The sequence below is a fragment of the Actinoplanes solisilvae genome (genome assembly GCF_003999975.1).
In the GTDB taxonomy this organism is placed as follows: domain Bacteria; phylum Actinomycetota; class Actinomycetes; order Mycobacteriales; family Micromonosporaceae; genus Actinoplanes; species Actinoplanes solisilvae.
Window position 1 is genome coordinate 100,795 of sequence record NZ_RJAC01000013.1, and the last position, 14,913, is coordinate 115,707.

Below are 14,913 nucleotides of genomic sequence, written 5' to 3' on the forward strand. Positions count from 1 at the left end.
CAGATGGCGATCATGCGCCGTAACGGCACGGCACTTCGGTGCGCTTCCGCGCGCCCTCATCCCCGCGATCTTCAGCGAAGACATCGACCGGAGGCCCGCGCATGCCCGCCGACGAGGTATTGACGATGGGACGCATAGGCGTCGACCTGTATCCGCAGCAGATCGGCGTCTCGCTGCGCGAGGTGAGCACCTTCGCGAAGTTTCTCGGGGGCAGCGCGACGAACGTGGCGGTCGCCGCGGCGCGATACGGGCGGCGGTCCGCGGTGATCACCCGCACCGGCGACGATCCGTTCGGTGAGTTCTTGCACGATGCGCTGCGCGGCTTCGGGGTGGACGACCGCTTCGTGACGCCGGTGGCCTCGCTGCCGACGCCGGTGACCTTCTGCGAGATCTTCCCGCCCGACGATTTCCCCCTTTACTTCTACCGCTTCCCGAAAGCACCCGACCTCGAGATCCGTCCGTCCGAGCTCGACTACGACGCGATCCGCGACGCCGACATCTTCTGGGTCACCGGCACCGGCCTGTCCCAGGAGCCCTCCCGTACGGCGACGCTGACCGCACTGAAACATCGCGATAAATCGGGCATAACCGTTTTCGATCTGGATTACCGGCCGATGTTCTGGCAGTCCCGCCAGGAGGCGCGGCACTGGTACCAGCAGGCGCTGCGCTACGCGACGGTGGCGGTGGGCAATGTGGACGAAGCCGACACGGCCGTGGGTGTACGTAAACCGGACGAAGCCGCGGCGGCCTTGCACGAGGCGGGCATCGATCTCGCCGTGATCAAACAGGGCCCGGCCGGTGTCCTGGCGACGACGAAGAACGAGACGACCGAGGTGCCGCCCGTCCCCGTCGAGGTGGTCAACGGCCTCGGCGCCGGCGACGCGTTCGGCGGTGCCCTCTGCCACGGCCTGCTCGCCGGCTGGGAGCTGGAGGCGACCATGCGCTTCGCCAACGCGGCCGGGGCCATCGTCGCCTCCCGGCTGTCGTGCGCCGACGCGATGCCGACCGAGACCGAAGTCCGCGAAAAGCTGGGGGAAGCGACGCATGCCTGACCTTGACGACCTCCTCGACATTCGCACCCGCCGTCCCGCCGCGATCGCGGCCGCCGCGTCCGCGCGGCGCAGACCCACCACCCTGTTCGGCCCGCACGGCAAGCTGATGATCATCGCGGCCGACCATCCGGCCCGCGGGGCGCTGCGAGCCGGCGACGACCCCCTGGCCATGGCCAACCGCACCGACCTGCTCGACCGCATCCGCACCGCGCTGTCCCGGCCCGGGGTCAACGGCGTGCTCGGCACCCCCGACATCCTCGAAGACCTGCTGCTGCTCGGCGTGCTCGACGACAAGGTCGTGATCGGGTCGATGAACCGCGGCGGGCTGGCCGGCACAGCGTTCGAGATCGACGACCGGTTCACCGCCTACGACGCCGAGAGCATCGCCTCGGCCGGGTTCGAGGGCGGCAAGATGCTGCTGCGCATCGACCCCGACGACGCCGGCACCGTGACGACGCTGGAGTCGTGCGGCGCGGCGATCGGTGAACTGGCCGCGCGCCGGCGCATGGCGATGGTCGAACCGTTCATCTCGCACCGGGTCGACGGCCGGGTGCGCAACGAACTGACGGCCGAGGCGATGATCCGCGCGATGACGGTCGCGGCCGGGCTCGGCACGACGTCGGCCTACACGTGGCTCAAGGTCCCGGTGGTCCACGACATGGAACGCGTCATGGCCTCGACGACGCTGCCGGCGCTGATCCTCGGCGGCGAGGGCGAGGCGGCGTACGGGGAATGGCGTAAGGCTCTTGACCTGCCGACCGTGCAGGGGCTGGTGATCGGGCGCTCGCTGCTCTACCCGGCGGGCGGCAGCGTCGGCGACGCGGTCGATCGGGCGGTGAGCTTGTTGTGATGGCTCGAGTGAACCCCGTGATGCCGCGGGGGAGCACGGCCGAGAAGCCGTTCGACGTCGTCGTGACGCCCGAGAAAGCGGCGTGGAGCTACAGCGGGCTGCGCATCCTCGACCTGGCGGTTGGGTCGCGGGCCCGGTTCATGACCGGCGACGACGAGATGCTGGTGCTGCCGCTGGCCGGCGGGTGCGACGTGACCTGCGACGACGAGCGGCTGACGCTGACCGGGCGACGCTCGGTGTTCTCCCGCGTGACCGATTTCGCCTACCTGCCGCGCGACTCGACCGTGACCGTGCGGGCGGCCAACGGCGGACGGTTCGCGCTGCCCTCGGCGCGGGCCTCGCGGCGGCTGCCGTTCCGCTACGGCGCCGCCGAAGACGTGGCCGTCGAGCTGCGCGGCGCGGGCCAGGCGAGCCGGCAGGTCAACAACTTCTGCACGCCGGAACGGTTCGAGGCCGACCGGCTGATCGCCTGCGAGGTGCTCACCCCGGGCGGCAACTGGTCGTCCTACCCGCCGCACAAGCACGACGAGCAGGTCGACGGCGAGTCGTCGCTCGAGGAGATCTACTACTTCGAGGTCGCTCCGTCGCCCAGCGGTACGGCGGGCAGCGCCTATCAGAGGGTGTACGGCCACCCCGACCGGCCGATTGAGGTCTGCGCCGAGGTGAGGAGCGGCGACGTCGTGCTGATCCCGTACGGCTGGCACGGCCCGTCGATGGCCGCGCCCGGTTATGACCTCTACTACCTCAACGTGATGGCCGGCCCGGGCGAGCGGGAGTGGCTCGTGCGCGACGACCCGGCGCACGGCTGGGTGCGGGCCTCCTGGGCCGGCGTACCGGTCGATTCCCGCCTGCCTTTGACCTCCTGCAACGAAAGGACGCGTTCGTCGTGAGACTCACCGTCGGTCAGGCCGTCGTGCGGTTCCTGGCCAACCAGTGGACCGAGCGCGACGGCGTCGAGCATCGGGCGATCGCCGGCTGCCTCGGCATCTTCGGGCACGGCAACGTCGCCGGGCTCGGTCAGGCCCTGTTGCAGGCGCAGCGCACCGGGGAGGCCGACCTGCCCTATCGCCTCGCGCGTAACGAGCAGGCGATGGTGCACACGGCGGCCGGCTTCGCTCGCATGACCAACCGCCTCTCGGCGTACGCCTGCACGGCCTCCATCGGCCCGGGATCGACGAACATGCTCACCGGCGCCGCGCTCGCGACGGTCAACCGGCTGCCCGTGCTGCTGTTCCCGTCCGACGTCTTCGCCACCCGCGCCGCCTCGCCGGTGCTGCAGGAACTCGAGGACCCGCGCGGCTACGACGTCTCGGTCAACGACGCCTTCCGGCCGCTGTCGCGCTTCTTCGACCGCGTGTGGCGTCCCGAGCAACTCCTGCAGGCCCTGCTCGGCGCGATGCGGGTGCTGACCGACCCGGCCGAGACGGGCGCGGTCACCGTCTGCCTTCCCCAAGACCTTCAAGCCGAGGCGTACGAGTTCCCCGACGCGTTGTTCACCAAGCGCGTCTGGCACGTCGCCCGCCCGGTCGCCGAACCGTCCTTCGTCGCCCGCGCGGCCGCCGTGCTCAGAACCGCCGAGCGCCCGTTGCTCATCGCCGGCGGCGGCGCCATCTACTCCGAGGCGTCCGCCGAACTCGACCGGTTCGCGCGCGAGACCGGCATCCCGGTCGCCGACACCCAGGCCGGCAAGGGCGCGCTGAGCTGGGATCACCCCAACTCGGTCGGCGGCGTCGGCTCGACCGGCACCCCGGTGGCCAACCGGCTCGCCCGCGAGGCCGACGTCGTGGTCGGCGTCGGCACCCGTTACAGCGACTTCACGACCGCGTCGCGCACGGCCTTCCAGCACCCGGACGTCAAGTTCATCAACATCAACGTGGCGGCGTTCGACGCGGCGAAGGAGTCGGCGTTCCCGATCGTCGCCGACGCCCGGGACGGCCTGAACGAGCTGCTGGGCGCACTCGACGGGCGGCACTTCGACACCGGCTACCGCGCGGACGTCGTCACCTGGCAGGCCGAGGTCGACCACGCGTACCACCTGGGTCATGGGCCGCTGCCCGCGCAGAGCGAGGTGATCGGGGCCGTGAACGAGGCGTGCGGGGAACGCGACGTGGTGGTGCAGGCGGCCGGCAGCATGCCCGGCGACCTTCAGTTGCTGTGGCGCTCGCGCGACCCGAAGCAGTACCACGTGGAGTACGGCTTCTCGTGCATGGGCTTCGAGATCGCCGGGGCGCTCGGCATCAAGCTGGCCGACCCCTCGCGCGAGGTGTTCGCGCTGGTCGGCGACGGTTCGTACCTGATGATGGCTCAGGAGATCGTCACCGCCGTGGCCGAGGGCATCAAGCTGGTCGTCGTCCTGGTGCAGAACCACGGGTTCGCCTCGATCGGCGCGCTCTCGGAGTCGCTCGGCTCGCAGCGTTTCGGCACGAGTTACCGCTATCGCGGGTCGAACGGCGACTACAACGGCGGCTACCTGCCCGTCGACCTGGCCGCCAACGCGGAGAGCCTGGGCGCCCACGTCATCCGCTGCCGCACGATCGCCGAGCTGGCCGACGGACTGAAACGCGCGCGGGAGGCCGACCGGCTCACCGTCGTGCACATCGAGACCGACCCGCTCTCCCCGGTGCCGTCCTCCGACTCGTGGTGGGACGTGCCGGTCCCGGAAGTGGCTGAGCTGGAGAGCACCCGCACGGCCCGAATCGCTTACGAAGCCGCGAAAAGCTCCCAGCGGCTCTATCTCTAAGGACTCACTGATGGCAACCATCGAGCACTGGATCGACGGCGAGTTCACCGCCGGGTCCGGCGGCCGGCGCGCTCCGGTCTTCAACCCGGCCACCGGGCGGCAGCAGCATGAGGTCGTGCTGGCCACCGAGGCCGACGTCGACGCGGCGGTGACCGCGGCCCGCGTCGCGTTCGAGTCGTGGAGCCAGGCCTCGCTCAGCAAGCGTACGAAGGTCATGTTCAACTTCCGTGAGCTGGTCAACGCCCGCGTGAAGGAGATCGCCGAGATCGTCTCGGACGAGCACGGCAAGGTGCTCTCGGACGCGGCCGGCGAGGTGCAGCGCGGCCTCGAGGTGATCGAGTTCGCCTGCGGCATCCCGCAGCTGCTCAAGGGCGAGTACAGCGATCAGGCCTCGACCGGGGTCGACGTGTTCAGCTTCCGCGAGCCGCTCGGCGTCTGCGTCGGCATCACGCCGTTCAACTTCCCGGCGATGGTGCCGATGTGGATGTACCCGGTGGCGATCGCCTGTGGCAACACGTTCGTGCTGAAACCGAGCGAGCGCGACCCGTCGGCGTCGAACTACGTGGCCGGGCTTCTGCAGGAGGCGGGGCTGCCGGACGGCGTCTTCAACATCGTGCACGGCGACAAGACGGCGGTCGACGGGCTGCTGCACCACCCGGACGTCGCAGCGGTGTCGTTCGTGGGGTCGACGCCGATCGCGCGCTACATCCACGAGCAGGCCAACGCGCACGGCAAGCGGGTGCAGGCGCTCGGCGGGGCCAAGAACCACGCGATCATCCTGCCCGACGCCGACCTCGAGTACGCGGCCGGTCACCTCACGGCGGCGGCGTTCGGGTCGGCCGGCGAGCGGTGCATGGCGATCTCGGCGGCGGTGGCCGTCGGGGGCGCGGGGGACACGCTGGTCGACCTGGTGAACCGTAAGGCGGGCGAGGTCGTGGTGGGCAGCGGGCGTGACCCGGCCAGCGAGATGGGGCCGGTGGTCACGGCGGCGGCCAAGCAGCGGATCGAAGGGCTGATCGACAGCGGCGAGCGGGCCGGGGCCAAGGTGACCGTGGACGGACGCGGGCTCACCGTGCCCGGCTATGAGGAGGGCTTCTTCGTCGGGCCGACCGTGATCGACCAGGTGGATCCGTCGATGGAGGTCTACACCGAGGAGATCTTCGGGCCGGTGCTGTCGGTCGTGCGGGCTGACACCGTCGACGCCGCCATCGACCTGATCAACAGCAATCCGTACGGGAACGGGACCGCGATCTTCACGAGCAGCGGCGAGGCGGCACGCCGGTTCCAGCGGGGTGTACGGGTCGGCATGATCGGCATCAACGTCCCCATCCCGGTGCCGATGGCCTACTACTCCTTCGGCGGGTGGAAGGACTCGCTCTTCGGCGACAAACACGTGCACGGTCCCGAGGGCGTCTCCTTCTACACCCGCGCCAAGGTCGTCACCTCCCGATGGCCGCACGTCTCCCACGCGTACGACGCCTCCCTGCAGTTCCCCACGGCGAGCTAGAGCCCGGCCGCCACCCCTCGACTCGACCGAAGGCTGAGCCACATGGAAATTCGTCACCTGCAACTCGGCAGCTGCCCTGACTCCTGGGGCGTCTGGTATGCCGACGACCCCCGGCAGACGCCGTGGAACCGCTTCCTCGACGAGATGGTCGCGTCCGGCTACAAGTGGCTGGAGCTCGGGCCGTACGGCTATCTGCCCACCGACCCCGCCCAGCTCGCCGACGAGCTCGCCGCGCGCGGCCTGAGCGTCGCCGGCGGAACGGTCGCCGGCGCCGGTGGGCCGCACAAAGACTTCGACACTGTCGTCGCCGAGACCCGCAAGGTCGCCGCTCTGGCCTCCGCGGTCGGCGCGGAAAATGTTGTTTTCGTGCCCGTGCCCGGTTACCGCGACGACGTCACGAACGCCTATCTCGCGCCGGCCGAGCTCGACCCCGACGGCTGGCTGGCGCTGACCCGCAACAGCAACACCCTCGGCAAGATCCTGCTGGAGGAGTACGGCGTCCACATGCGGTTCCACCCGCACGCGGACTATCACGTCGAGACCCAGGCGCAGACCGAGCGCTTCCTGGAGGAAACCGACCCCCGATACGTCTCGCTGTGCCTCGACACCGGGCACCTGGCGTACCGGAAGGCCGACGTGCCGGGGATCATCCGCAAGTACCCGGAGCGGATCGGCTACGTCCACATCAAACAGATGGATCCGGTGATCGCCGAACGGGCCGTCACCGAGGATCTGGCCTTCGGCAAAGCGGTCGCGCAGGGCGCCAGCGTCGAGCCCCCGGCCGGCGAGCCGAACATCCCCGACGTGCTCGACGCCCTCCGCGAGCTCGACGCCGAACTGTTCGTCGTCGTCGAACAGGACATGTACCCGGTCGAGTTCGACGTGCCGCTGCCGATCGCGCAGCGCACCCGCACCTATCTCAACTCCGTCGGTCTCCACTCCCGGGCCCCGGCCGACATATCCCGTCCAGTCACAGGAGAAGCGATATGACCCCTCGCAACCGCACCTTCCGGATCGTCGCCGCCGGCGCGGCGGTGATGCTCGCCGCCGCCGCGTGCAGCGGCGGTGGGCGTGAGAAGGAGACCGACGCCAGCGTCTCCGGCGGTAACGCGGCCGGCAGTTCGGGCTACACGATCGCCTTCATCACCCATGAGACACCCGGCGACACGTTCTGGGACAAGATCAGGAACGGCGCCGAACAGGCGGCCAAGGACACCGGTGTCACGCTGAAGTACTCGAACGACCCCGAGGCGACCAAGCAGGCCGTGCTGATCCAGAACGCGGTCGACTCCAAGGTCAACGGCATCGCCACCACGCTGGTCACCCCGGACGCGCTGGCCGGCTCGGTGAAGGCGGCGAGCGAGGCGGGCATCCCGGTGGTCGGCTTCAACTCCGGCATCGACGACTACAAGCGGCTCGGGGCGCTCATGTACTTCGGCTCGGACGAGACCCTGGCCGGCACCACGGCCGGCAAACGCATCGCCGACGCCGGGGCCAAGAAGCCGCTGTGCGTGATCCAGGCGACCGGCTCGGTGGCGCTCGAGGCGCGTTGCGCGGGCGTCAAGAAGTCGGCCCCGGCCACCGAGAACATCCAGGTCAACGGCGCGGACGACGCGGCCGTGGTGTCGACCCTGCAGGCCAAGCTGGCGCAGGACAAGTCGATCGACTACATCGTCACGCTCGGTGCCCCGATCGCCATCGACGCGCTCAAGGCCATCGACGCGGCCGGCAGCAGCGCCAAGCTGATCACCTTCGACCTCAACGCCGAAGCGGCCCAGAACATCAAGGACAAGAAGATCGAGTTCTCTATCGACCAGCAGCCGTACGTGCAGGGCTACCTGGCCGTCACGTCGCTCTACCTGAACATCAAGAACGGTAACGACATCGGCGGTGGACAGGCCGTGCTGACCGGCCCGTCCTTCGTGGACGCGAGCAACATCGACAAGATCGTCCCGTTCACCAAGAACAACACACGGTAGGCGAGGTGGCGACATGTCTACGACCCTCGAAAGGCCCGCTCCGGCGCCGTCCGAACCGACCAATCGCGTACGCCTGAGCCTGACCCAGCGTCTGCTCAGCCGGCCCGAGATCGGCGCGCTCGTGGCCGCGATCATCATCTTCATCTTCTTCTTCGCGGCCGCGCCGTCGTTCCGCTCGGCCGAGTCGTTCTTCACGGTGCTCTACCAGTCGTCGATCATCGGCATCGTCGCCGTCGGCGTCGGTCTGCTGATGATCGGCGGCGAGTTCGACCTGTCGGCCGGCGTAATGGTGTACACGGCCGGCCTGGTCGCCTCCATGTTCTGCTGGTATTTCGGCGTGAATCTGTGGGTCGGCGCGATCCTGTCGCTGATCTTCTGTCTGGCGCTGGGCTTTCTCAACGGCTATCTGGTGATGAAAACCGGAATTCCGAGCTTCCTCATCACCCTGGGCACGTTCTTCGTTCTTCAGGGAGCCAATCTCGGCGTCACGAAGCTCGTCACCGGCACCGTCTCGAGCCCCGACATCAGCCAGATCGCCGGCTTCGACTCGCTGCGGGCGATCTTCTCGTCCAGCTTCAAGATCGGGTCGGTGACCGTATGGGGCTCGGTGATCTGGTGGATCGCCTTCGTCGCGCTGGCGGCGTGGACGCTGCACCGAACCCGTACCGGGAACTGGATCTTCGCGGTGGGCGGCAACCTCGACAGCGCCCGTGCCGTCGGCGTGCCCGTGGTACGTACGAAGATCGGCCTGTTCATGACGGTCGCGTTCCTGGCCTGGTTCGTCGGCATGCACCAGCTGTTCCGCTTCAACACGCTGCAGGCCGGCAGCGGCGTCGGCAACGAGTTCCTCTACATCATCGCGGCGGTCGTGGGCGGCACCCTGCTGACCGGCGGCTTCGGCAACGCGATCGGCGTCGCGATCGGCGCGTTCATCTTCGGCATGACCAGCCTCGGCATCATCTACGCGGGCTGGGACCCGAACTGGTTCAAGGCCTTCCTCGGCGTCATGCTCCTGCTCGCCGTGCTGGTCAACCTCTACGTCAAGCGCATGGCCACCAGCGTCAGGAGGGCGAGCTGACATGACCGACACCTTGGCCTCGCACGCCGACCGCGAGCTCAACCGCGGCGAGCCGCTCATCGAGATGGATGAGGTCGGCAAGTCGTACGGGCCGATCCGGGCCCTGCGCGGCATCAACCTGCGCGTCAACGCCGGCGAGGTGACCTGCGTCCTCGGGGACAACGGCGCCGGCAAATCCACCCTGATCAAGATCATGTCGGGGCTGCACCCGCACAACGACGGCAGCCTGAAAGTCGACGGCCAGGAGGTCAGCTTCTCGTCGCCGCGCGAGGCCCTGGCCCACGGCATCGCCACCGTCTATCAGGACCTGGCGGTCGTCGGCCTGATGGAGGTCTGGCGCAACTTCTTCCTCGGCTCCGAGATGACCACGGGCAAATACCCCCTGGCCGGGCTGAAGATCAAGCAGATGCGCGCGATCGCCGACGCCGAACTGCGCAAAATGGGCATCGTCGTCAAAGACATCAACCAGCCCATCGGTACGCTCTCCGGCGGTCAGCGCCAGTGCGTGGCGATCGCCCGAGCCGTGTACTTCGGTGCGCGCGTGCTGATCCTCGACGAGCCGACCGCCGCCCTCGGCGTGAAACAGTCAGGCGTCGTACTGAAATATGTGGCCGCGGCCCGCGACGCCGGCCTGGGCGTCGTCTTCATCACCCACAACCCCCACCACGCCTACATGGTCGGCGACCACTTCGTCATCCTGAAGCTGGGCACGACCACGCTCGACAAGAACCGCAAGGACGTCGAACTCGACGAGCTGACCGCCCAGATGGCCGGGGCCGACGAACTCGCCGAACTGTCCCACGAGCTGAAACGATGACATCGATGCTGCAGGTCGGGGTCATCGGCACCGGCATGATCGGCCAGGACCACATCCGCCGCATGACATCGGTGCTGGCCGGGGTGCGCGTGTCCGCGGTGGCCGACGTCGACACGGCGGTCGCCGCGGCGGTCGGCGCCCGCGTGGGGGCGCCGGCCTTCGAATCGGGCGAGGCGCTGATCGCCGACCCGTCCGTCGACGCGGTGGTGGTCTGCTCGTGGGGGCCGACCCACGAGCAGTACGTGCTGGCCGCCATCGCCGCGGGCAAACCCGTGTTCTGCGAGAAACCGCTCGCGACGACACAGGAGGCCTGCCTGCGCATCATCGAGGCCGAGGCGGCGTACGGGTCGCGGCTGGTGCAGGTGGGCTACATGCGGCGCTACGACGACGCGTACCGGGCTCTGAAAGCGGTCGTGGGTTCGGGGCAGATCGGCGCGCCGTTGATGATGCACTGCGCCCATCGCAACGCTTCGGTGCCCGGCTTCTACGAGAAGGAAATGGCGATCACGGACACCGCCGTCCACGAGATCGACATGGTGCGCTGGATGTTCGGCGCGGAGATCACGGGCGTACGCGTCCTGGTGCCGCGCCGCAGCGCCAACGGGGGTGAACTGCAGGACCCGTTGTTCATGCTGCTCGAGATGGCGAACGGGGTGCTGGTCGACGTCGAGATCTCGGTGAACATCCGCTACGGCTACGACATCCGCGGCGAGATCGTGGGGGAGGACGGCACGGCTTCGCTGGGCTCCCTCAGCCCCGTGCACGTGCGGCGGGCCGGGCTGGCGTCCGACCCGGTCCCGGGCGACTGGCGCGAGCGTTTCCTGCGCGCCTACGACGTCGAGTTCCAGGAGTGGATCGACGCGCTGCGCGCGGGCGGCCAGCCGGTGGGCCCGAGCGCCTGGGACGGCTACGCCGCCGCCGTGGTCTCGGACGCCGGCGTGGCCGCCCTGCGCAGCGGTTCACACGTCCCCGTCACGCTGGCCGACCGCCCCAAGCTCTACACCACCGAGGTCGCCGCATGACAGACGCCTTCGTACCCCTCCGCCGCTACCCGTCCCGAGCGAGGTGACCCGGCATGAAGATCGCGCTTGATCCGTACATGCTGCGCCGTGTGCCGCTCCTGGAACTCCCGCGCATGGTGGCCGACCTGGGCTATCACCACATCGAGCTTTCCCCCCGCGACGACTTCCTCCCGTTCTTTCTCCACCCCCGCGTGGACAAATCGGGTGTCACGGCCTTCCGTAAGGCTCTGGCCTCCGCGCAAGTCGAGGTCGCCTCGGTGCTGCCGCTCTACAAGTGGTCAGGCCCCGACGAGGACGAGCGGCAGGCAGCCGTCCGCTACTGGAAGCGCGCCATCGAGATCACCGTCGATCTCGGCGTGAACGTCATGAACTCCGAGTTCAACGGCCGACCCGAACGCGCCGCCGAGAGCGAGGCCCAGTTCTGGCGCTCGATGGAGGAGTTGCTGCCCGTTTTCGAGCGGGAAGGCGTACGCCTGGTCCTGGAACCTCACCCCGACGACTTCCTCGAGGACGGCATCGGCGCCGTCAACCTGATCCGCGGCATCAACAGCGACCTGGTCTCGTTCCTCTACTGCTGCCCCCACACGTTCCATCAGGGCGGCAACATGGCCGAGATCATCCGGTACGCCGGTCCGCTGCTGACCCAGCTCCACATAGCCGACTCGTTCGACTTCCGCGCCTCGTCGGGGCTGCGCTACATCGTCAACCCGCCCGGCTCGGCGGCCCGCATCCACCAGCACCTCGACATCGGCCAGGGCGAGTTCGACTGGGACCTGTTCTTCCAGACCCTGACCGAGGTCGGCTTCGACGGCATCGCCACGGTGTGCGTCTTCGCGTGGGAGGAGCGGGCCGAGGACAGCGCCCGCTACAACCTCAGCCAGATCAACCAGTACACCGCGAAGCATTCCGCGCCCTGACCGCCGCGCCCGGGGCCGCCCCTTGCGCGGGGCGGCCTCGCTTCGGGGGGCGGGCTCGCCTTTGGGGGCGGGCTCGCTTCGAGGGTGTGAAGATGGGGGCATGGATCTCGACGCCGCGATCACCTTCGTGACCACTCACGCCCGCGTCCTGGAGAGGCGTCGCCTCGCATTTCTCCTGGGCGACGGCTCGTCGGCCTCGGTAATCGCGGCCCTCGACGCCTATCGCAACCCCGACGGCGGCTACGGCTGGGGCCTCGAACCCGACCTGCGCTCGGCGACGAGCCAGCCCGTCGGCGCGATGCACGCCCTCGAAGTGCTGGCCGAGGTGGGCGACACCTCGTCGCGCGGCCGGGAGCTGTGCGAGTGGCTGGCCGCCAACAGCCGCCCCGACGGTGGCGTGCCGTTCGCCCTGCCCTACGCGGACACGCCCGGCAGCGCCCCGCACTGGTCCGGCGCCGACCCGGTCACGTCGTCACTCCAGATGACCACGCAGCTCGCTGCCCAGGCGCACCGCCTGGCCCGGCACAACGACGACGTCGCCGCCCATCCGTGGCTGGCCGCGGCCACCACCTACTGCCTGACCGCCATCGAACAGACCGACACAGACCTTCAGCCGTACGAGTTGATGTTCGCAGTGCATTTTCTCGATGCCGCCGAGTCGAACACGCTGCTGGAAACGGTGACCCCACTCGTGCGGGCCGACGGTCCCACCCCGGTCGCCGGCGGCGCGGACGGCGAAGTCCTCTACCCGCTCGACTTCACCCCGCACCCCGGCGCGGCGTCTCGCGCCTTCTTCGACCCGAAAGCCATCGCCGCGGACGTGATCCGCCTGACCGACGCCCAGCAGCCCGACGGCGGATGGACCGTCTCGTTCAACGCTTTCAGCCCCGCAGCCGCCCTCGAATGGCGCGGCTACGCCACCATCCAGGCAATCACCGTCCTGCGCGAAAACACCGATCGCCCCGAATGATCAAGACACGGCTGCGGCTGGTCACGCCACCCCTGCGGCCAGAACGCGGATGTCCACCGGGCAGTCGGTGCGCACCCGGATGACCGGTCCGACCGCCAGGGGCGCGGCTTCGAGGCTCCACCGGGGCCAGGCGTCGGCGAGACGGCGATCGTCCTCGTAGTGGGCGGGCCGGGAACGCGCCACGTATCTCTGCCGGGCGACCTCGGCCGGGACCTCGCACCAGATCTCCACCGACGTGCGCGCCCCGGTCCGCGAAAGACCAGCCCGGGCGTACGCGAGGTCGCGCGGCCGGAACCACCACGACTCCAGGATTACCGCGCCGGTGGTGGCAGCGGCCAGCGTCCACATCGTCTCTGAAGCAGCGCGCCCGAGGGCGGCGGCCGGCACCCGTGGGGCGGCCGCCGCCATCGCGTCCTTGAGCGCGTCCTTCGAGATCAACGGCAGGTCGAGCGCCTCCGCGAGCGCGCCCGCGAGGGTCGTCTTCCCCGACCCGGGCAGCCCGTTGACGAGCACGACGTGTTCGGCCATGCCCCCAGACTGTCCGGTGGCAGGCTCCAGCGCACGTGACCCGCGCCCACCCGCTGGAGAGTCTCTGGGGCCGAGGTCTGCCCTGGAGGCCCGGTGCAGGCGTCTCGTCTGGTTGGCGCAGCCGTTCCCCGAGACCCAGACCGCCTCACCCATGACGACCGGTCGCGGTGACCGGTCGGTTTCGCAGGCTGTCCAAGGCCGGCCACCGTCGTGGGTGCCGCGCTGGTGCGGCCGGTCGCGGTGGCCGGTTGGCTCGCCGCCGTGCCTACAACCAGGAAACAGGGCCCTCCCCGGCTTGATCGTTGAGCTGACCCTTGATGTAGGGGCCTCAACCGCGTTCCAGGGGCCTAAATCGAGGATCTCGGAACGATCATGGAAGGGGAGAGGCCTGTATTCCTGAACTCGGGAACTGTCATCCGGCTCGACTGCTTGTCAGCGCAACCGGGCGGCACCGCGCGGCACCACGACGCCGGCCCGGCTGGGAAGCCTCAGTGACCACCCCGCCGCCGCGACCGGCCACGGGAAGCGGATGCCCGACCCGGGCCGAATCCCCGACCCGGGCCGAATGCTCGAACTGGGGCGGATGCCCGACCCGGGATAGCTGAGGGCAGACCTCCGCGGCAAAAGCTCTCTAGGCGGTCCCGTCGATCAGGGCGGCGAAGCGGCCCAGGTAGAGCGGCCATCCCTGGTCGTCGGCGACACCGTCGCGCAGGGACTCCCAGCCGGGGCCGTGGCGGTCGAGGTTGCGGTGTTCGAGCTCGACCCGCGTACGGTCGGGTGTCTCGGGGATGAAGCGGACCTCGACCTCGCTCGTGTTCTCGAGGTCGGACTCGATCGTCCACTGCACGCCGATGTCCCAACTGAAGACGACCCGGTTCGGTGGCTCGTAGACCAGGACCCTGGCCCAGGCACACTCGCCGCCGTCCTCGGCCCGGTCGTAGATGCGCCCGCCCACCCGCCGCTCGAACACCGTCTCAGCGATCGGTGACGTCATCAGGTTGTGCTCGCGCGGCTTGATGTCCGCGAACCGCGTCGTGAAAACCTCGAACGCCTTCTCGACCGGCGCCACTACGACGACCTGCCGCAGAACCCCCTCGGTCGTTGCCTCACTCATGATTGCTCTCCGTCCTCGACGATCTCTTGAAAGCCTTGGAGGGTCCGCTTCCAGAACATGTCAAGCTGGTCACGCAGCGCGGAAACCCCCGCGGGATTGAGCCGATAGACCCGCCGGGTGCCCGCCGCCTCGTCGTCGACCAGCCCCGCGTCCTTCAACACCCGCAGGTGCTGAGACACCGCGGGCCGGCTGATCGGCAACTCGTCGGCAAGTTCCCCTACGGCCCGAGGCCGCAGAGCCAAGCACTCCACGATCGCGCGCCTGCTCGGATCCCCCAGAATCTCCCAACCATCCGGCTTTTGGTAAGTGGCCACGAACCGTAAGCTACGACTTACCGAT

16 protein-coding genes are annotated in these 14,913 nt (G+C 69.1%); 12 read left to right on the top strand and 4 right to left on the bottom strand.

What is annotated here, in order from left to right; all coding sequences use genetic code 11:
• Positions 1-10: 10 nt before the first annotated feature.
• A complete protein-coding gene (locus EER30_RS48915) occupies positions 11-277 on the bottom strand; it encodes a hypothetical protein (RefSeq protein ID WP_240670373.1) in 267 nt (88 codons plus the stop codon).
• Between EER30_RS48915 and iolC the strand changes: the two genes are divergently transcribed.
• The 12 genes from iolC to EER30_RS28330 all read left to right on the top strand — a co-directional run bounded on the left by iolC (position 162) and on the right by EER30_RS28330 (position 12,932).
• Positions 162-1,052, top strand: a complete 891-nt coding sequence (gene iolC, locus EER30_RS28275; protein ID WP_489884461.1) for a 5-dehydro-2-deoxygluconokinase — start codon at positions 162-164, stop codon at positions 1,050-1,052. The genes EER30_RS48915 and iolC overlap by 116 nt on opposite strands.
• Positions 1,045-1,902, top strand: coding sequence for a Cgl0159 family (beta/alpha)8-fold protein (locus tag EER30_RS28280; protein ID WP_127503656.1), 858 nt, complete (start codon positions 1,045-1,047; stop codon positions 1,900-1,902). The genes iolC and EER30_RS28280 overlap by 8 nt, the downstream gene beginning before the upstream one ends.
• Entirely contained in the window at positions 1,902-2,792 is an 891-nt protein-coding gene (gene iolB, locus EER30_RS28285) for a 5-deoxy-glucuronate isomerase (RefSeq protein ID WP_127503657.1), read from the top strand. The genes EER30_RS28280 and iolB overlap by 1 nt, the downstream gene beginning before the upstream one ends.
• A complete protein-coding gene (gene iolD, locus EER30_RS28290) occupies positions 2,789-4,642 on the top strand; it encodes a 3D-(3,5/4)-trihydroxycyclohexane-1,2-dione acylhydrolase (decyclizing) (protein WP_127503658.1) in 1,854 nt (617 codons plus the stop codon). The genes iolB and iolD overlap by 4 nt, the downstream gene beginning before the upstream one ends.
• Positions 4,643-4,652: 10 nt before the next feature.
• Positions 4,653-6,149, top strand: coding sequence for a CoA-acylating methylmalonate-semialdehyde dehydrogenase (locus EER30_RS28295; protein ID WP_127503659.1), 1,497 nt, complete (start codon positions 4,653-4,655; stop codon positions 6,147-6,149).
• A 42-nt stretch (positions 6,150-6,191) separates the two neighbouring features.
• Positions 6,192-7,139, top strand: a complete 948-nt coding sequence (locus EER30_RS28300) for a TIM barrel protein (protein WP_205650452.1) — start codon at positions 6,192-6,194, stop codon at positions 7,137-7,139.
• Positions 7,136-8,128: a substrate-binding domain-containing protein gene (locus tag EER30_RS28305; RefSeq protein ID WP_127503661.1), complete on the top strand. Its 993-nt coding sequence runs from the start codon at positions 7,136-7,138 to the stop codon at positions 8,126-8,128. Before EER30_RS28300 ends, EER30_RS28305 begins: the two co-directional genes overlap by 4 nt.
• A gap of 13 nt (positions 8,129-8,141) precedes the next feature.
• Positions 8,142-9,206, top strand: a complete 1,065-nt coding sequence (locus tag EER30_RS28310; protein ID WP_127503662.1) for an ABC transporter permease — start codon at positions 8,142-8,144, stop codon at positions 9,204-9,206.
• Between the two features lies 1 nt (position 9,207).
• Positions 9,208-10,023, top strand: coding sequence for an ATP-binding cassette domain-containing protein (locus EER30_RS28315; protein WP_127503663.1), 816 nt, complete (start codon positions 9,208-9,210; stop codon positions 10,021-10,023).
• Positions 10,020-11,045 (top strand): Gfo/Idh/MocA family protein, encoded by a 1,026-nt coding sequence (locus EER30_RS28320; RefSeq protein ID WP_240670350.1) that lies wholly within the window; start codon positions 10,020-10,022, stop codon positions 11,043-11,045. Before EER30_RS28315 ends, EER30_RS28320 begins: the two co-directional genes overlap by 4 nt.
• A gap of 53 nt (positions 11,046-11,098) precedes the next feature.
• Entirely contained in the window at positions 11,099-11,962 is an 864-nt protein-coding gene (locus EER30_RS28325; RefSeq protein ID WP_127503664.1) for a sugar phosphate isomerase/epimerase family protein, read from the top strand.
• A 100-nt stretch (positions 11,963-12,062) separates the two neighbouring features.
• Positions 12,063-12,932: a hypothetical protein gene (locus EER30_RS28330; RefSeq protein ID WP_127503665.1), complete on the top strand. Its 870-nt coding sequence runs from the start codon at positions 12,063-12,065 to the stop codon at positions 12,930-12,932.
• Between the two features lie 21 nt (positions 12,933-12,953).
• Here the strand turns inward: EER30_RS28330 and EER30_RS28335 are convergent, their stop codons facing one another.
• The 3 genes from EER30_RS28335 to EER30_RS28345 all read right to left on the bottom strand — a co-directional run bounded on the left by EER30_RS28335 (position 12,954) and on the right by EER30_RS28345 (position 14,888).
• Positions 12,954-13,460 carry a P-loop nucleotide/nucleoside kinase family protein gene (locus EER30_RS28335; RefSeq protein ID WP_205650453.1) on the bottom strand — a complete coding sequence of 169 codons (507 nt, stop codon included), beginning with the start codon at positions 13,458-13,460 and terminating at the stop codon, positions 12,954-12,956.
• A gap of 631 nt (positions 13,461-14,091) precedes the next feature.
• Positions 14,092-14,574: an SRPBCC family protein gene (locus tag EER30_RS28340; RefSeq protein ID WP_127503666.1), complete on the bottom strand. Its 483-nt coding sequence runs from the start codon at positions 14,572-14,574 to the stop codon at positions 14,092-14,094.
• Entirely contained in the window at positions 14,571-14,888 is a 318-nt protein-coding gene (locus EER30_RS28345) for an ArsR/SmtB family transcription factor (RefSeq protein WP_205650454.1), read from the bottom strand. Before EER30_RS28345 ends, EER30_RS28340 begins: the two co-directional genes overlap by 4 nt.
• Positions 14,889-14,913 lie beyond the last annotated feature (25 nt).